Consider the following 17,245-nt stretch of genomic DNA (forward strand, 5'->3'; position numbering starts at 1 on the left):
TATCCTCGACATCGCGGGCGCCTGCGAATTCGAAGAGGTTGCGTATCTGCTCGTGCACGGCAAGCTGCCGAACGTCGCCGAACTCGCTGCATACAAGACGAAGCTCAAGGCGTTGCGCGGCCTGCCCGCGAACGTGAAAGCGGTGCTCGAATGGATTCCCGCCGCCGCGCACCCGATGGACGTGATGCGCACGGGCGTCTCGGCACTGGGCACGGTGCTGCCGGAGAAGGACGATCACAACCTCGCGGGCGCGCGCGACATCGCCGACCGGCTGATGGCCTCGCTCGGCTCGATGCTGCTGTACTGGTATCACTATTCGCACAACGGCAAGCGGATCGAAGTCGAAACCGACGACGATTCGATCGGCGGCCACTTCCTGCATCTGCTGCACGGCGTGGAGCCGTCGAAGTCGTGGGTCGACGCGATGCACGTGTCGCTGAACCTGTACGCGGAGCACGAATTCAACGCGTCGACGTTCACGGGCCGCGTGATCGCGGGCACGGGCTCGGACATCTATTCGGCCATCACGGGCGCGATCGGCGCGCTGCGCGGGCCGAAGCACGGCGGCGCCAATGAGGCCGCGTTCGAGATCCAGTCGCGCTACCAGACGCCGGATGAAGCGGAAGCGGACATTCGCCGCCGCGTCGAGAACAGGGAAGTGGTGATCGGCTTCGGGCACCCCGTGTACACGATCTCCGATCCGCGCAACAAGGTGATCAAGGACGTGGCGAAGAAGCTGTCGAAGGAAGCGTCGAACATGAAGATGTTCGACATCGCCGAGCGGCTCGAGACGGTGATGTGGGACGTCAAGAAGATGTTCCCGAACCTCGACTGGTTCAGCGCGGTGTCGTATCACATGATGGGCGTGCCGACCGCGATGTTCACGCCGCTGTTCGTGATTTCGCGCACGTCCGGCTGGGCCGCGCACATCATCGAGCAGCGCATCGACAACAAGATCATTCGGCCGAGCGCGAACTACACGGGTCCGGATGATCTCGCGTTCGTGCCGCTCGCGAAGCGCGCCTGATAGATGAGCTGACTTCTGTATCGCTGCGCGAGAGCTGCGATGCACTTTGGCCTTGGCTCGTCATACCCGTGAGCCAAGGCTGCTTTTTACGCAGCGTGCTTTAGTGCGCGAGCCGTCCACTGACGCGCTAAACTGCGCGAGAAGACCTCAAAGGAGCGTTGAGCGCCAGACGCTTCCGATTACTACCGCATTGTCCCTACGTCATGAATACCCAATACCGCAAACCGCTGCCCGGCACCTCGCTGGATTACTTCGACACGCGCGACGCCATCGACGCGATCCAGCCGGGCGCCTACGACAAGCTGCCGTACACGTCGCGTGTGCACGCCGAAAATCTCGTGCGACGCTGCGATCCGGCAACGCTCACCGCTTCGCTCAAGCAGATCGTCGAACGCAAGCGCGAACTCGATTTTCCGTGGTTTCCGGCGCGCGTCGTATGCCATGACATTCTGGGGCAGACGGCGCTCGTCGATCTCGCGGGCCTGCGCGATGCCATCGCCGATCAGGGCGGCGACCCCGCGAAAGTGAACCCTGTCGTCCCCGTTCAGCTGATCGTCGATCACTCGCTGGCCGTCGAATGCGGCGGCTTCGACCCCGAAGCGTTCGCAAAGAACCGCGCGATCGAAGACCGGCGCAATGAAGACCGCTTCGATTTCATCAACTGGACCAAGAAGGCGTTCAAGAACGTCGACGTGATTCCGCCGGGCAACGGCATCATGCACCAGATCAACCTGGAGCGGATGTCACCCGTGATTCATGCCGTCGATGGCGTCGCGTATCCCGACACGCTCGTAGGCACCGACAGCCACACGCCGCATGTCGATGCGCTCGGCGTGATCGCCGTCGGCGTAGGCGGGCTGGAGGCGGAGAACGTGATGCTGGGCCGCGCCTCGTGGATGCGTCTGCCCGATATCGTCGGCGTCGAACTGTCGGGCAAGCGTCAGCCGGGCATCACCGCGACCGACATCGTGCTTGCGCTGACGGAATTCCTGCGCAAGGAAAAAGTGGTCGGCGCGTATCTGGAGTTTCGTGGCGCTGGCGCGTCGAGCCTCACGCTCGGCGACCGCGCGACGATCTCCAACATGGCACCCGAATATGGCGCGACGGCCGCGATGTTCTTCATCGACGAGCAGACGATCGACTATCTGCGCCTGACGGGCCGCGACGACGCGCAAGTGAAGCTGGTCGAAACGTATGCGAAAACGGCGGGCCTGTGGGCCGATTCGCTGAAAGACGCCGAATATGAGCGTGTGCTCAGATTCGATCTGTCGACGGTCGTGCGCAACATGGCGGGCCCGTCGAATCCGCACAAGCGCCTGCCCACTTCGGATCTCGCCGAACGCGGCATCGCGGGCAAGTGGGAAGACGTGCCGGGCCAGATGCCCGATGGCGCCGTCATCATCGCCGCGATCACGAGCTGCACGAACACGAGCAATCCGCGCAACGTGATCGCAGCGGCCCTCCTCGCGCGCAATGCGAATGCGCGCGGCCTCACGCGCAAGCCGTGGGTCAAGTCGTCTCTTGCACCGGGATCGAAGGCCGTCGAGCTGTATTTGCAGGAAGCCGATCTGCTGCCCGATCTGGAGAAACTCGGCTTCGGCATCGTCGCGTTTGCGTGCACGACCTGCAACGGCATGTCGGGCGCGCTCGATCCGAAGATCCAGCAGGAGATCGTCGACCGCGATCTGTACGCAACGGCCGTGCTATCGGGCAACCGCAACTTCGATGGCCGCATTCATCCGTATGCGAAGCAGGCGTTTCTCGCGTCGCCGCCGCTCGTCGTCGCGTATGCGATTGCGGGCACGATCCGCTTCGACATCGAACGCGATTCGCTGGGCACCGATAAGGACGGCAAGCCCGTTTATCTCAGGGACATCTGGCCGAGCGACGAAGAGATCGACGCGATCGTCAAAGAGAGCGTCAAGCCCGAGCAGTTCCGCAAGGTCTATGAGCCGATGTTCGCGGTGACGGCCGCGAGCGGCGAGCCGATCAGCCCACTGTACGACTGGCGCGCGCAAAGCACGTACATTCGCCGTCCGCCGTACTGGGAAGGCGCGCTCGCTGGCGAGCGCACGTTGAAGGGCATGCGCCCGCTCGCCGTGCTCGGCGACAACATCACGACCGATCACCTGTCGCCGTCTAATGCGATTCTCGCGAACAGCGCAGCAGGCGAATACCTCGCGAAGATGGGCCTGCCCGAAGAGGACTTCAACTCGTACGCGACGCATCGCGGCGATCACTTGACGGCGCAGCGCGCGACCTTCGCGAACCCGACGCTGATCAACGAAATGGCCGTCGTCGATGGTCAGGTGAAGAAGGGATCGCTCGCGCGCATCGAGCCCGAAGGCAAGGTCACGCGCATGTGGGAAGCGATCGAAACCTACATGGACCGCAAGCAGCCGCTGATCATCGTCGCGGGCGCGGACTATGGCCAGGGCTCGTCGCGCGACTGGGCCGCGAAGGGCGTGCGGCTCGCGGGCGTCGAAGCGATCGTCGCGGAAGGCTTCGAGCGCATTCACCGGACGAACCTGATCGGCATGGGCGTGCTGCCGCTCGAATTCAAGCCGGGCGTCAACCGTCTCGCGCTGGGCATCGACGGTACGGAAACGTATGACGTGATCGGCGAACGCAAGCCGCGCGCGGACCTCACGCTCGTGATTCATCGCGCGAACGGCGAGCGCGTCGAAGTGCCCGTCACCTGCCGTCTCGACACGGCGGAAGAAGTGTCGATCTACGAAGCGGGCGGCGTGCTGCAACGCTTCGCGCAAGACTTCCTGGAATCGTCGAAGGCAGCGGCCTGACACGCATTGTTCATTCATGCATGGGCGGTGCGCGTTGCACCGCCCTCGTCTCATCAGGATCACAACACATGGCACACGCACCCCAGATCAGGATTCCTGCAACGTATATGCGCGGCGGCACCAGCAAAGGCGTGTTCTTTCGCCTGAAGGACTTGCCCGAAGCAGCACAGGCGCCCGGCGCGGCGCGGGACGCATTGCTGATGCGCGTGATCGGCAGCCCCGATCCGTATGGCAAGCAGATCGACGGCATGGGCGGCGCGACGTCGAGCACGAGCAAGACGGTGATCGTCGCGAAGAGCAGCAGGCCGGATCACGACATCGACTATCTCTTCGGCCAGGTGTCGATCGACAAGGCGTTCGTCGACTGGAGCGGCAATTGCGGCAACCTGTCGGCGGCTGTGGGACCGTTTGCGATCAGCGGCGGCCTCATCGATCCGGACCGCGTGCCGGACAACGGCGTCGCGATCGTGCGCATCTGGCAGGCGAACATCGGCAAGACGATCATCGCGCACGTGCCGGTGACCCATGGCTCCGTGCAGGAAACAGGCGACTTCGAGCTCGACGGCGTGACGTTCCCCGCCGCCGAAGTGCAGCTCGAATTCATGGACCCCGCCGCCGAGGAAGAAGGCGCGGAAGGCGCGATGTTCCCGACGGGCAATGTCGTCGACGATCTGGACGTGCCCGGCGTCGGCACGCTCAAAGCAACGATGATCAACGCGGGCATTCCGACGATCTTCGTGAACGCGGACGCGATCGGCTACACGGGCACGGAACTACAGGACGCGATCAACAGCGACGATGCAGCGCTCAAGAAGTTCGAGACCATTCGCGCGCATGGCGCGCTGCGCATGGGCCTCATCAAGAACCTCGATGAAATCGCGAAGCGCCAGCACACGCCGAAAGTCGCCTTCGTTGCGCAGCCCGCGGGTTATACGGCGTCGAGCGGCAAGCGCGTGGAAGCGGGCGACGTCGATCTGCTCGTGCGCGCGATGTCGATGGGCAAGCTGCATCACGCGATGATGGGCACGGCTGCCGTCGCGATCGCCACGGCAGCGGCGATTCCCGGAACGCTCGTGAATCTCGCGGCGGGCGGCGGTGAGCGCAACGCCGTGCGTTTCGGTCATCCGTCGGGGACGCTGCGGGTCGGCGCCCAGGCAACTCAGGCCAATGGCGAGTGGACGGTGAAGAAGGCCGTGATGAGCCGCAGCGCGCGCGTGTTGATGGAGGGTTGGGTGCGGGTGCCGTCCGAGTGATGTCGCGGACGTTGTGCATCGTCTGCCGTCACGCATGCGGCAGACCGAACGACGAGTGAGGCCGAATACTAAAGAGCACTCGTCGTTCGAACCATAAAATCAACCAGCGCTTCGCTCCATCACCCCATCCGCCACGGTCCGCCGCGCCATGAACCAGTAGAACAGCGCGGCACATCCGGCAATCGCCCCGCCGATCACGAACGCAAGCGAGTAAGACCCCGTGCGATCGACGATGAAACCTGCGACAACAGGCGAAAACGCGCCGCCAAAATAACCGCCGAAGTTCTGGATCGCGCTGACAGAGGCGACCATCGACGAAGGCGCGATATCCGCAGCAAGCGCCCACGCATTGCCGATCGTCGCTGCGATGAACACGAGACCGACCGTCATCAGCACGAGCGTCGTCGTGATCGATTGCGTGAACGGCAGCGCAATTGCGCAAGCCGCCGCGCCCAGCGACGAGCACACGATGATGATGGTTGCCGTTTCCTTGCCGAGGCTCTTCGTCAACGCAATGACACCTGCTTTTGCCACGCTGTAGGCGCTCGCGTTCGGATTGCCTTCCTTGCCCGCGATCGACGCGATATTGACGATGCGCCCATAGCCGCGCGCGATCATCGTCTTCACGACAGACTGGTTGACATGAAAGGCCGCGTTCAGATCGACGTCGATCACGCGCGCCCATTCGTCCGGCGCGTAGTCCGCCAGCGGCGCATTCGCGCCCGCGATGCCCGCGCTGTGAACGAGAATGTCGATGGCGCCCAGTCGCGCGACGGTGTGGTCGGTCGCGGCCTGCACGGCGTCGCGCTGCGTGAGATCGACGACGACGGTCTCGACATCGCCGTGGTGCGAGAGACTCGCTTTCGCATCGGCGAGTGCGGCTTCGTCGCGGTCCCATAGCGCGACGCGCGCGTTGCCCTGCAACAGCCGCTCGGCGACCGCATACCCGATGCCCTGCGCGCCGCCCGTGACGACGGCCGCGCGCTGCGTGAAGTCGTAATGGTTCATGAGCGCGCGCTCCTTATGCGGCGACAGTGCGTTGCTGCTGCTCGCCGAGCCCTTCGATGCCGAGCCGCATCGTCTGCCCGGCGCGCAGATAGATCGGCTCGGGCTTCAGGCCCATGCCGACGCCGGGCGGCGTGCCCGTCGCGATCACATCGCCCGGTTGCAGGCTCATGAAGCGGCTCAGGTACGAAACGATGTGCGCGACGTTGAAGATCATCGTGCTCGTGTTGCCGTTTTGATAGCGCTTGCCATCGACTTCGAGCCAGAGACCCAGGCGCTGCGGGTCGGGCACTTCGTCGGCGGTGACGAGCCACGGGCCGATCGGGCCGAACGTATCGCAGCCTTTGCCCTTGTCCCAGGTACCGCCGCGTTCGATCTGATATTCGCGCTCGGATACATCGTTGACGACGCAATAGCCGGCGACGTGGCTGAGCGCGTCGGCCTCTTCGATGTACGTGCCGCCCTTGCCGATCACGATGCCCAGTTCCACTTCCCAGTCGGTCTTCCGCGAACCGCGCGGAAGGCGCACGTCGTCGTTCGGGCCCACGACAGCCGAAGTCCACTTGTTGAACACGACGGGCTCGCTGGGGACGGGCAGATTCGATTCGGCGGCATGGTCTGCATAGTTGAGCCCGATGCAGACGAACTTGCCGATGCGGCCCACGCACGCGCCGATCCGTTCATCGGCGGAAACGACGGGCAACGACTCGATGTCGATCTGGCGCAGCCGTTCCAGCGATTCGGGCAGCAGCGTCGAGCCGGAGATATCGTCGATCACACCGGACAGATCGCGTATCGCGTGATTGCGGTCAAGAATGCCGGGCCTTTCGCGGCCAGCGGCGCCATATCGCAGCAGTTTCATTGTGTGTCCTCGTTCCCGTTCACAGAGCCATATCGCATCTGCCGCACAATGTAGGGAAACGGGAGACCGTTGAATAATGAAAGCTGCTGCGAGGCCGATAACTTCTCGTTATCTTCGTGTTGTCCCTGGTCGGCTGGTTAGTGCTGCGTGCGGGACATTGCCATCCGCCCGATGCCCGGTCGCAGCGGAAAATGCAAAGCAGAATTTGTTGGTTGGATCACGCATGGACGGTCACTAGACTGCGACTCATCTTGTCATAACAAGTCGAGTCATGTCGAAGCCCGCCCGCAATCTCGTCCCCGTCACGTCGGTGCCGCTCTACGCGCAGATCAAGGACACCTTGCGCGCGCGCATCCTCGACGGCACTTACGCATCGCATTCGCAGATGCCTTCCGAGCATGAACTCTGCGCGATGTTCGGCGTAAGCCGCATCACCGTGCGCCAGGCTTTGGGCGATCTGCAGAAAGAAGGCCTGCTCTTCAAGCTGCATGGCAAAGGCACGTTCGTATCGAAGCCGAAGGCGTTTCAGAACGTCAGTTCGTTGCAGGGCTTCGCGGAAGCGATGTCGTCGATGGGCTATGAAATCGTCAACCAGTTGCGCAGCTTCCGCACGGTGAAAGCCAATCGGCAAGTCGCTGAGCGGCTTCACATCGATGAAGGCGCGCCCGTCACCGAAATCCACCGCGTGCGTCTGCTCAATCGCGAGCCGGTTTCGCTCGAACTGACATGGCTCCCCGAAGCGCTCGGCCAACGTCTCGCCAACGCCGACCTCGTCACGCGCGACATCTTCCTGATTCTCGAAAACGACTGCGGCGTGCCGCTCGGCCACGCCGACATCGCGATCGACGCGATTCTCGCCGACGATGAAATCGTCGATGCGCTGCATATCGAGGAAGGCAGTCCTGTGCTGCGCATCGATCGTCTCACGCACGACGCGAGCGGTACGCCGATCGACTACGAGCATCTGTACTTTCGCGGCGATGCGTTCCAGTACCGCTTCCGGATCGACCGCGAAAAAGCGGGCAAACGCGCAAAAAGCAAGGCCACAAGGAAAGCATGATGAATACGCATGTACTCGAATACGACATCGTCGTGGTCGGCGGCGGAACGGCGGGCCCGATGGCGGCCATCAAGGCAAAGGAAAGCGATCCGGGCCTCAAGGTGCTCCTGCTCGAAAAGGCCAACGTCAAGCGCAGCGGTGCGATTTCGATGGGCATGGACGGACTGAACAACGCCGTCATCCCGGGCCACGCGACACCCGAGCAATACACGCGCGAGATCACAATCGCGAACGACGGCATCGTTGACCAGTCGGCCGTCTATGCGTACGCAAAGCACAGCTTCAAGACGATCGAAGAACTCGACCGTTGGGGCGTGAAGTTCGAAAAGGACGGCACGGGCGACTACGCAGTGAAGAAAGTGCATCACATGGGCTCATACGTGCTGCCGATGCCGGAAGGCCATGACATCAAGAAAGTGCTGTACCGGCAGTTGAAACGCGCGCGCATCGCGATCACGAACCGTATCGTCGCCACACGTCTTTTGACGGATGCGCACGGTAACGTCAGCGGCGTATTGGGCTTCGATTGCCGCACGGCCGACTTCTATGTCGTTCGCGCCAAGGCCGTGATCCTGTCGTGCGGCGCAGCGGGAAGACTCGGCCTGCCCGCATCCGGCTACCTGATGGGCACGTACGAGAACCCGACCAACGCGGGCGATGGCTACGCAATGGCCTTTCACGCGGGCGCCGCGCTCGCGAACCTCGAATGCTTCCAGATCAATCCGCTGATCAAGGACTATAACGGCCCCGCTTGCGCGTACGTGACGGGACCGCTCGGCGGCTTCACGGCGAACGGCAAGGGCGAACGCTTCATCGAATGCGATTACTGGAGCGGGCAGATGATGTGGGAGTTCTATCAGGAACTTCAAAGCGGCAACGGCCCTGTGTTTCTCAAGCTCGATCACCTCGCCGAGGAAACGATCCAGACCATCGAGCAGATCCTTCATACCAACGAACGCCCGAGCCGTGGACGCTTTCATAAGGGACGCGGCACCGACTACCGGCATCAGATGGTGGAGATGCATATCTCCGAGATCGGCTTTTGCAGCGGACACAGCGCCTCGGGCGTGTATGTGAACGAGCGCGCGGAAACCACGGTTGGCGGGCTTTACGCTGCTGGCGATATGGCCGCCGTGCCGCACAACTACATGCTCGGCGCGTTCACGTATGGCTGGTTCGCCGGGCAGAACGCGGCGGCGTTTGTCGCGGGCCGCGAGCATGCACCGCTCGATCAGGAACAGATCGATGCGGAACGCGCACGCGTCTATGCGCCTCTTGAATGCGAACACGGGCTCGCGCCTGCGCAAGTCGAGTACAAGCTGCGCCGCATGGTCAACGATTATCTGCAGCCGCCCAAGGTCACGCGCAAGATGGAAATCGGCCTGCAACGCTTCGAAGAAATCGCCGAAGACATCGCGTCGATCAAGGCCACGCATCCGCATGAACTAATGCGCGCCGCCGAAGTTCGTGCGATACGCGATTGCGCCGAAATGGCCGCGCGAGCGTCGCTGTTTCGCACGGAAAGCCGCTGGGGTCTGTATCACCATCGGGTCGACTACCCGCAGCGCAACGACGCCGACTGGTTCTGCCATACGCATCTGCGCAAGGACGCAGCGGGCCGCATGGTGAGCGAGAAGCGCGCTGTCGAGCCGTACATCGTGCCGCTCGACGATCGGGAACTCGGCTCGTACAGCAACCTTCGCATTCACGTGGATGAATCCCGCCAACGGACACCTACGGGCACGCTCGCCGACGCCACAGTCTGAACGGAGAAAAGCCAATGTCTTATACCCCGCACAACATCCTTCATCGAAGCTCGGCGCCCGTCACGATCGACGAAAGCAAATGCATCGCCGACAAGGGCTGCACGGTCTGCGTCGACGTGTGCCCGCTCGATCTGCTCGCAATCGACGTCAGCAAAGGCAAGGCTTATATGCAGTTCGACGAATGCTGGTACTGCATGCCGTGCGAGCAGGATTGCCCGACTGGCGCAGTGAAAGTCGATATTCCCTATCTGCTGCGCTAGCGATTCATTGCGCGTCGTTAGCGCCCCTGCACCGATACCAACGAAGAGCCGACATCATGACCATTCGCTACGCCGTGCCCCGCTTCATTGCCATCGCCGCGCTTGCGCTTGTCACAAGTACCGCCGACGCGGAAACGATCCGTGTCGCCATCGGCACGCAGGACACCACCATCAACTGTGCGACAGGCGGCCTGCTGATCCGCGAACTGCATCTGCTCGACAAGTATCTGCCGCACACGGGCAAGTACAAGGACGCGACATACGACGTGCAATGGAAAGACTTCACATCCGGTGCGCCGATGACCAACGAGATGGTCGCGGGCAAGCTGGATTTCGGCGCGATGGCTGACTTTCCCGGCTCGCTGAATGGTGCGGCGTTCCAGAAGGCGGGCCGCAAGAGCATCTTCATCACCGTGCTGTCAGGCAGCGTGGATGGCAGCGGCAACGGCATCGTCGTGCCCGAAGGCTCGCCGTTGCATTCGATCGCTGACCTGAAAGGCAAGACGATCTCCGTGCCGTTCGCCTCGACGTCGCACGGCATGCTGCTGCGCGCGATCAAGGCGCAAGGCTGGAATCCCGACACCGACGTGAACATCATCACGCAGGCGCCGGAGGTTGCAGGCAGCGCGTTGAAGGCGAACAAGATCGACGCGCACGCGGACTTCGTGCCGTTCGCGGACCTGTTCCCCTATCGCGGCATCGCGCGCAAGATATACGACGGCGCGCAAAGCCACGCGCCGACCTATCACGGCGCGCTCGTCGATGCAGCCTATGCGCAGAAGTACCCCGAAGTCGTCGTCGCTTATCTGCGCGCGGCCATCGAAGCAAACAGCCTCATCGCGCAAGACCCCGAGAAATACAGCCTGCTGATCCAGAAGACGACGGGCATCGAAGCGCCCGTCGACTATCTGTATCACGGCCCGCTCGGCATCCAGACACGCGATCTCACGTGGAAGCCCGAATATCGCAAGGCCACGGCGACCGCGATCGAAACGCTCAAGCTGCTGAAGAAAACGGATGTCGATCTGGACGTGAATACGTTTATCGACGACCGCTATATCCGCGAAGCATTCAAGGAATCCGGCCTCGATTACGAAGCCGCGTTGAAGAACTACGCGAAGCAGCCGCTCATCGCCAACGATGCCCTCACGGGCAAGCCGATTCGCGACTTCAACGACGTGACGCAGGTGTGGCTCGACAACGAGGCGAAGGTCCGCAATTACGCGTCGCCGGCTGAAGCATTCGCGGCGCTCGGCAAGATCGAGCAGTCGGGCGGGAAACCGCGTGCCGTATTCGTTCACGACCATGCGAGCGGCCTGAAGCTGTTCGCGAACCAGGCGTGGTACGTGAACGATTCGCACGGCGCGATCACGGCCTTCCTGCTGAAGACGGGCGCCGACCGTTACGCGCAACAGGTGTCGGGATCGGTCGTCGATTACGCGGCCGCGAAAACGGGCGCCGCGCAAGCCGTCGCGTCGCGCTAAGCGCATTTCATCGTCACGCATATAGGGAACACGCCTATGGCCGCCACCTTCGAACTCCGCGACAGCCACGCATCGACGCGCCGGCGTGCCCCTCTCTTTGCATCAACGACCACGCGCCGTGCGTGGCGCGCGGCATCGCTCGCGGTATGTGTCGCGCTGTGGCAGCTCGCCGTGCACTTCCGGCTGTCGGTGGGCTTCATCACGTTCGCAAACGTGCCTGCGCCTTCCGATGCACTGCCCGCGCTGTGGTCGCTGCTGCATTCGCCGAAACTGCCGATGCATCTGGCCGCGAGCATATGGCGCGTGCTCGCGGGTTTTTGCGCGGCGGCTGTCGTGGGTACCGGTCTGGGACTTGCGATCGGCCGCTATCGCGCGGTCGAAGATACGGCGCTGCCCGCGCTCGAAGTGCTGCGCCCTATTCCCGCCGTCGCGTGGATACCGCTCGCGATCCTGATGTTTCCTTCGTCGGAATTGAGCATGATGTTCATCACGTTCATCGGCGCGCTGTTTCCGATTCTGCTCAACACCGTGCACGGCGTGGAAGGCGTCGATCCAAGGCTTGTCGCGACCGCCCGCAGTCTCGGCACGAAACCGCTCGCGCTGTACAAGGAAGTCGTGCTGCCGGGCGCCGCGCCCGCCATCTTCACGGGCCTCGCGATCGGCATGGGGACCGCGTGGTTCTGTCTGGTGACGGCCGAGATGATCGCGGGCCAGTATGGCATCGGCTATTTCACGTGGCAGTCGTACACGTTGCAGAACTACCCGGATATCGTCGTCGGCATGGCGCTGATCGGTGCGCTCGGCATGGGCAGCAGCGTGCTCGTCAAGCGTCTGGGCGTCGCGCTCACGCCCTGGTACAGATTGCAGGAGCCACGCCGATGAGCAGCGTCGCCATCGAAACCGCGTACGCGCCAGCACGCATCAACGTGCGCGCGCTTTCCGTCGAGGTCGGGCCGCCGCATGCGCGCATCGCGACGCTCGACGGTCTCGACGTCGATATCGAGCCCGGCCAGTTCGTCTGCGTGCTGGGCCCTTCGGGCTGTGGCAAGTCCACCTTGCTCGGCGCGATCGCCGGACACATCGCGACGACGCAAGGCACGATCGCCGTCGATGACGAAACCGTCGACTGTCCGCATCCCGAGCGCGGCCTCGTCTTTCAGCAACACACGCTGTTTCCATGGAAGCGCGTGATCGACAACGTCGCCTTCGGCCTCAAGATGAAGGGCATCGGCGCGCACGAGCGGCGCAGGCAAGCAGCGGAGCTGCTCGAACTCGTCGGACTCGGCGGGTTCGACGCGCATTACCCCGCGCAACTGTCGGGCGGCATGCAGCAGCGCGTCGAAATCGCGCGTGTGCTGATCAACCGGCCGCGCGTGCTGCTGATGGACGAACCGTTCGGCGCGCTCGATGCACAAACGCGTCGCATGATGCAGACGCTGCTGCTCGATATCTGGGCGAAGGTGCGCACGACAGTGGTGTTCGTCACGCACGATATCGAAGAAGCGCTGTTTCTCGCGGATCGCATCCTGATGCTGTCGAAGCGGCCTGCACGCGTGGTCGCGGATATTGCCGTGCCGCTGCCGCGCCCGCGTTCCGACGACACGACGCTCGATCCCACCTTCATCGACATCAAGCGTCAATGTCTTTCGCTGCTGCGCGACGCAGCGTGACGCCGCGCGACTCCACTCCTCGACCGTTCATGACCGCCCCGAACTTCCTGACCTACGATCCGCAAACGCTCGCACCGGAAGCCGCTGCATTGTTGCCGCGTCTGTCGGATGCGGATGCCGTTGTCCGACGCATCGCGCTGATCGAACTCGCCGATCTCGAAGACCCCGACGCGCTGCAACTCATCATCGCGGCGCTGAAACACGACGACTCCGCCGACGTGCGCGGCGAAGCGGCGCGCGTGTTAGGCGCATGGGAGGAACCGGCAATCGTCGAAGCGCTCTGTCATGCGTTGATCGACGCGGATAGCGAAGTGCGCGAAGCCGCTGCGTCGAGTTTGTCGGCATTGAAGGATGCGGCATCGGGCGCGGTGCTTTGCGCGTGGGTCGATCGTCCCGAACCGTTCGTGAAGGCCGCCGTGCTGCGCGCGTTGCGCGAACTGCGCGTCGCCGATGCATTCGCGCCCGCCTTGCGTGCGCTCGCGCACGACGATGCCCGCGTGCGTATCGAAGCCGTCGGCGTGCTCGGGTGGCTCAAGGATGCGCGCGCGCTCGCGCCGCTTGCCGATATCGCCGCGCGCGATAGCAGCGCCGAGATTCGCCGCGCTGCTATCGGCGCGTTGGGTTTCGCGCACGTAGACGATTCGACAACGCCCGTTGCGTTGCTGCAAGCGCTGCATGATCCTGTCTGGCAAGTGCGTGAAGAGGCCGCGACCACGCTCGGCAAGCTGCGCGCCGCATCCGCACGCGATGCGTTGATCGCCACGCTCGACGACGCTTACTGGCAGGTGCGTTTGCGTGCAGCGCGTGCGTTGGGGCAATTGGGCGACCGTGTCGCGGCACGGCCGCTCGTCTCGCTGCTGTCACACGCGATCAGCAATCTGCGCAAGGAAGCGGCGCTTGCACTCGGCGAACTGCGCGACCCCTCGACGGCAGACGCACTGCGCGAAGCATCCGGCGATGCCGATCCCGACGTGCGCAAGGCCGCCAGGATTGCGCTGCAACAGATCGAGCAAGCCACGCGATGAAAAGTCCACGGCAGATCGAATTCAATGCGCGGGCATTGACACTGCATTGGGACGACGGTCCGGCACAACGGATCGCATCGCGCGTGCTGCGAATGCGGTGCCCTTGCGCCGAATGCAGGTGGCTTCGCCTCGATGGGAATGCACCCGTCGTGCCGCCCGATATCGCCATTCTGGAAATTCGCCCGGCCGGTTACGGCATGCAACTGGTATTCAGCGACAAACACGAGCGCGGCATTTTTCCATGGGCCTATGTCGAGCAGTTGTCCGCGCAGTTGCCCGCGCCATTGCCCCACTCCGCAGCGCCGCACGGCCCTTTCCGTACGGTGTCAAAGTCGGTGTAATGCGATGTATGCGAAAGACAGGTTGGCGGCGAGTCCTCAAGCGTGTTCTCGAATGAACCGCATGCCGTTACCGGCGACGTCATTCGCGCTCCGGACCGGAGAAGCAATCGCTCGTACGTGTTGCAGACGAGCGCTGACTTTGCCATCGCGCAGTCAGTTAAACAGTACGTGTTCGACAAGCCTCGGTGCATGCAGTCCCGGGCGCGTAAAAAGGTATATCGGCCTCGTTGCCGTGTAAAAAGTGCCCATCTCCCGTCGAACATTGATTCGCTCCACCATTAGCGATACCTTTACATTTATCCTGGTCGTCGAATTCTGTTCAACGAGGGAGAACCGTTTCGTGAATAGAGCGTGGGCTTTCTCCTGCATCGTCGCCTTGAGCGCGATCCTCGGTGGATGCAACAAAGAGGGATCGCAAAACGCCACTGAGGCATCGGGCGCTTCCGCGAGCCAGGCGCCGGGTCAGCCAGCGCAGGGCGCCAGCGATACACACGCCGCATCAGGCGCGCAAGAGACGGGCGCACTGGGCACCGTCACCAAAGCACAGTTACCGGGCGAAGCCGCCGAAACACTGCGGCTGATTAAAGCGGGCGGCCCTTTCCCTTTCGGCGAGGACGGCGTCTTGTTCCGTAACAGTGCGCTCTTGCTGCCGAAGCATCCGCGCGGCTACTACCACACATACACGGTTCGCACGCCCGGCTCGACGGATCGCGGGCAGCGCCGGATCGTATGTGGTGGACCGCGCAAGCAGACAGGCGACTGCTACTACACCGACGATTACTACGCCAGTTTCAAGCGCATTGCAGAATAAAGACGGGATTGACTGCACCATGTATCGGCCCGGCGGAAAGCTGGCCCGGACCCAGCCGTTGTCGGCGCTATCGGCTTTGGAGAGCCTCCGATAGGCTAGGGATGCGGCCGCAACGCCGCCCCCAACGCTACCGTGCATCAAACTGCAGATACTTGTGCGCGAAAGCGATTGCCATGCTGCCCTCACCGACTGCCGAAGCCACGCGTTTGACGGGACTCAATCTCACATCCCCGCAGGCGAAGACGCCGGGTACGCTGGATTCGAGCAGGTACGGGTCCCGCCTATGGGACCAGCGGCCGGCCTTGACGACATCGTCACCTGTCAGAACATAGCCGCGTGCGTCGCGCGCGATTTCCGCCGGCAGCCAATCGGTTTCAGCATCAGCGCCGATGAATACAAACAAGCCGCCACAGTCGTAGCGGCGCAGCTCTGCGCTCGTTCCATCGAGCACGTCGATCGCGCTCAGACACGTATCGCCATGTGCCCCGACGACTTCCGATCGCAACTGCACCGTGACATTCTCCTTGCCGGCGAGCTGCTCGATCAGATAGCGCGACATGCCCTTCTCGAGCGAATCGCCTCGCACGACGAGCGTCACCCTGCGCGCGTGATTGGCAAAAAAGAGCGCGGCCTGTCCAGCCGAATTTCCACCGCCAATCAGATGAACATCCAGTCCATGCGTCGCGCCCGCTTCGCTGCGCGACGCGCCGTAGTAGATTCCTTTGCCGATAAACCGGTCGAAGCCATCGATGGCGAGGCGCCGCCATGTCACCCCCGTCGCGAGAATAATCGTCTGCGAGCGGACGACATCGCCGCCGTCGAGGTGAATCTCGCGGCGTTCGACATCGATTCGCGCCACCGACCGCGTGACCAGAATTTCGGCGCCGAGCCGCCTCGCCTGCTGTAGCGCGCGGCTTGCGAGTTCGTCACCGGAAACGCCGTTCGGGAAGCCAAGATAGTTCTCGATGCGCGACGACGTGCCGGCCTGCCCGCCCGGCGCCTCGCGCTCCAGCACCAGCGTGCGCAGGCCCTCCGATGCGCCGTACACCGCTGCGGCCAGGCCCGCCGGCCCGCCGCCGATGATCGCCGTGTCGTATTCGGCGAAGCGAGGCTGGGTCTGCAAACCCAGCAAGCGTGCAAGCTCGCGCGTAGCGGGCCGGCTCAGCACCGGTCCGTCGACGAGCCGCAGCGCGGGGCACTCCGCGTCGGACGGAACGATGCCGGGCCAGCGCGCCGGCAGTTCGGGCGCGTCGGGCGTCAGCCAGTCATGGCTGATCTGATTGCGCGCGAGGAACTGGCGCAGCGCGGTACAGGCATCGTCCCAGCGGCTGCCGACGATGGTCACGCGCGCCTTCGGCGGTTCGGCCGAGAGGTTCTGCAGACCCCCGATGCGCTCGCGCGCGAGGGCCCCCATCTTGAGCGCAACCTCCGGCGACGCGGCAGCGAGCGCGTAGTAGCGCTGCGCATCCACGCGCATCACGCGCGAGGGCTCAGCGGCCCGATACGCGCCGGGAAACGGCGAACTCAGCGCAAGCGGCACTTCGCCGAAGATGGTGCCCGGCAGACGCCAGCCCAAAGTGCGCTCGATGCCGTCGAACGTCTTGATGACTTCCATCTTGCCTGACAGCACCGCATAGAGCGCGAGTTCGCCGCCTTCATGGACGGCGAATTCGCCCGCGCACAGATGCAGGTCCGCGGACGTGTGCGCGAGGCTCTCCAGTTCATTGTCGGGAAGTGACGAGAAAAGCGGAACTGCCCGGATGTCATCGATGGTCAGCATGGCTTCGTCCTCTTCGTCGCTCTGGCAGGTGCCGTAAAGCCCGGACCACCACGCCTCGCGGTCGTCACATCCGACGAAAGGGCATGCGTGGGCAAACGTC

Annotated in this window: 15 protein-coding genes; 12 read left to right on the top strand and 3 right to left on the bottom strand. The window is 63.3% G+C overall.

The window, feature by feature from the left end; genetic code table 11:
- The 3 genes from prpC to prpF form a co-directional block, all read left to right on the top strand.
- On the top strand, positions 1-1,027 hold a 1,027-nt coding region (gene prpC, locus BMW76_RS22610), incomplete at its 5' end, for a bifunctional 2-methylcitrate synthase/citrate synthase (protein WP_143062298.1).
- Positions 1,028-1,230: 203 nt separating this feature from the next.
- Positions 1,231-3,828 (top strand): Fe/S-dependent 2-methylisocitrate dehydratase AcnD, encoded by a 2,598-nt coding sequence (gene acnD / locus BMW76_RS22615; RefSeq protein WP_090869161.1) that lies wholly within the window; start codon positions 1,231-1,233, stop codon positions 3,826-3,828.
- A 68-nt stretch (positions 3,829-3,896) separates the two neighbouring features.
- On the top strand, positions 3,897-5,081 hold the full coding sequence (gene prpF, locus BMW76_RS22620; RefSeq protein WP_090869163.1) for a 2-methylaconitate cis-trans isomerase PrpF: 1,185 nt from the start codon (positions 3,897-3,899) through the stop codon (positions 5,079-5,081).
- A 99-nt stretch (positions 5,082-5,180) separates the two neighbouring features.
- Here prpF and BMW76_RS22625 read toward each other — a convergent pair whose 3' ends face one another.
- A complete protein-coding gene (locus tag BMW76_RS22625; RefSeq protein ID WP_090869165.1) occupies positions 5,181-6,089 on the bottom strand; it encodes an SDR family NAD(P)-dependent oxidoreductase in 909 nt (302 codons plus the stop codon).
- A 13-nt stretch (positions 6,090-6,102) separates the two neighbouring features.
- Positions 6,103-6,948: a fumarylacetoacetate hydrolase family protein gene (locus BMW76_RS22630; protein WP_090869167.1), complete on the bottom strand. Its 846-nt coding sequence runs from the start codon at positions 6,946-6,948 to the stop codon at positions 6,103-6,105.
- A gap of 271 nt (positions 6,949-7,219) precedes the next feature.
- Between BMW76_RS22630 and BMW76_RS22635 the strand changes: the two genes are divergently transcribed.
- The 9 genes from BMW76_RS22635 to BMW76_RS22675 all read left to right on the top strand — a co-directional run bounded on the left by BMW76_RS22635 (position 7,220) and on the right by BMW76_RS22675 (position 15,365).
- Positions 7,220-8,008 (top strand): GntR family transcriptional regulator, encoded by a 789-nt coding sequence (locus BMW76_RS22635; protein WP_090869168.1) that lies wholly within the window; start codon positions 7,220-7,222, stop codon positions 8,006-8,008.
- Positions 8,008-9,774, top strand: coding sequence for a fumarate reductase/succinate dehydrogenase flavoprotein subunit (locus BMW76_RS22640; protein ID WP_090869170.1), 1,767 nt, complete (start codon positions 8,008-8,010; stop codon positions 9,772-9,774). Before BMW76_RS22635 ends, BMW76_RS22640 begins: the two co-directional genes overlap by 1 nt.
- Before the next feature lie 14 nt (positions 9,775-9,788).
- Positions 9,789-10,034: a 4Fe-4S dicluster domain-containing protein gene (locus BMW76_RS22645; protein ID WP_090869172.1), complete on the top strand. Its 246-nt coding sequence runs from the start codon at positions 9,789-9,791 to the stop codon at positions 10,032-10,034.
- A 56-nt stretch (positions 10,035-10,090) separates the two neighbouring features.
- Entirely contained in the window at positions 10,091-11,518 is a 1,428-nt protein-coding gene (locus tag BMW76_RS22650; protein WP_090869174.1) for an ABC transporter substrate-binding protein, read from the top strand.
- Positions 11,519-11,554: 36 nt separating this feature from the next.
- Complete coding sequence (locus BMW76_RS22655) at positions 11,555-12,400, top strand: ABC transporter permease (protein WP_090869176.1); 846 nt, start codon at positions 11,555-11,557, stop codon at positions 12,398-12,400.
- Positions 12,397-13,188 (top strand): ABC transporter ATP-binding protein, encoded by a 792-nt coding sequence (locus BMW76_RS22660; protein ID WP_090869177.1) that lies wholly within the window; start codon positions 12,397-12,399, stop codon positions 13,186-13,188. The genes BMW76_RS22655 and BMW76_RS22660 overlap by 4 nt, the downstream gene beginning before the upstream one ends.
- 29 nt (positions 13,189-13,217) lie before the next feature.
- On the top strand, positions 13,218-14,213 hold the full coding sequence (locus tag BMW76_RS22665; protein ID WP_090869179.1) for a HEAT repeat domain-containing protein: 996 nt from the start codon (positions 13,218-13,220) through the stop codon (positions 14,211-14,213).
- The gene (locus BMW76_RS22670; protein ID WP_090869181.1) at positions 14,210-14,554 is read left to right on the top strand and encodes a DUF971 domain-containing protein; all 345 of its coding nucleotides are present in this window, start codon (positions 14,210-14,212) and stop codon (positions 14,552-14,554) included. The genes BMW76_RS22665 and BMW76_RS22670 overlap by 4 nt, the downstream gene beginning before the upstream one ends.
- A 340-nt stretch (positions 14,555-14,894) precedes the next feature.
- The gene (locus BMW76_RS22675) at positions 14,895-15,365 is read left to right on the top strand and encodes a ribonuclease (RefSeq protein ID WP_090869183.1); all 471 of its coding nucleotides are present in this window, start codon (positions 14,895-14,897) and stop codon (positions 15,363-15,365) included.
- 127 nt (positions 15,366-15,492) lie between these two features.
- Here the strand turns inward: BMW76_RS22675 and BMW76_RS22680 are convergent, their stop codons facing one another.
- Complete coding sequence (locus tag BMW76_RS22680; RefSeq protein WP_090869185.1) at positions 15,493-17,145, bottom strand: FAD-dependent oxidoreductase; 1,653 nt, start codon at positions 17,143-17,145, stop codon at positions 15,493-15,495.
- Between the last annotated feature and the right edge of the window lie 100 nt (positions 17,146-17,245).

Origin of the sequence: Paraburkholderia diazotrophica (assembly GCF_900108945.1) — a bacterium.
In the GTDB taxonomy this organism is placed as follows: Bacteria; Pseudomonadota; Gammaproteobacteria; order Burkholderiales; family Burkholderiaceae; genus Paraburkholderia; species Paraburkholderia diazotrophica.

Coding starts and splice junctions, on each gene's coding strand:
- acnD (WP_090869161.1), top strand. CDS start 1,231: ATGAATACCCAATACCGCAAACCGCTGCCCGGCACCTCGCTGGATTAC.
- prpF (WP_090869163.1), top strand. CDS start 3,897: ATGGCACACGCACCCCAGATCAGGATTCCTGCAACGTATATGCGCGGC.
- BMW76_RS22625 (WP_090869165.1), bottom strand. CDS start 6,089: ATGAACCATTACGACTTCACGCAGCGCGCGGCCGTCGTCACGGGCGGC.
- BMW76_RS22630 (WP_090869167.1), bottom strand. CDS start 6,948: ATGAAACTGCTGCGATATGGCGCCGCTGGCCGCGAAAGGCCCGGCATT.
- BMW76_RS22635 (WP_090869168.1), top strand. CDS start 7,220: ATGTCGAAGCCCGCCCGCAATCTCGTCCCCGTCACGTCGGTGCCGCTC.
- BMW76_RS22640 (WP_090869170.1), top strand. CDS start 8,008: ATGAATACGCATGTACTCGAATACGACATCGTCGTGGTCGGCGGCGGA.
- BMW76_RS22645 (WP_090869172.1), top strand. CDS start 9,789: ATGTCTTATACCCCGCACAACATCCTTCATCGAAGCTCGGCGCCCGTC.
- BMW76_RS22650 (WP_090869174.1), top strand. CDS start 10,091: ATGACCATTCGCTACGCCGTGCCCCGCTTCATTGCCATCGCCGCGCTT.
- BMW76_RS22655 (WP_090869176.1), top strand. CDS start 11,555: ATGGCCGCCACCTTCGAACTCCGCGACAGCCACGCATCGACGCGCCGG.
- BMW76_RS22660 (WP_090869177.1), top strand. CDS start 12,397: ATGAGCAGCGTCGCCATCGAAACCGCGTACGCGCCAGCACGCATCAAC.
- BMW76_RS22665 (WP_090869179.1), top strand. CDS start 13,218: ATGACCGCCCCGAACTTCCTGACCTACGATCCGCAAACGCTCGCACCG.
- BMW76_RS22670 (WP_090869181.1), top strand. CDS start 14,210: ATGAAAAGTCCACGGCAGATCGAATTCAATGCGCGGGCATTGACACTG.
- BMW76_RS22680 (WP_090869185.1), bottom strand. CDS start 17,145: ATGCTGACCATCGATGACATCCGGGCAGTTCCGCTTTTCTCGTCACTT.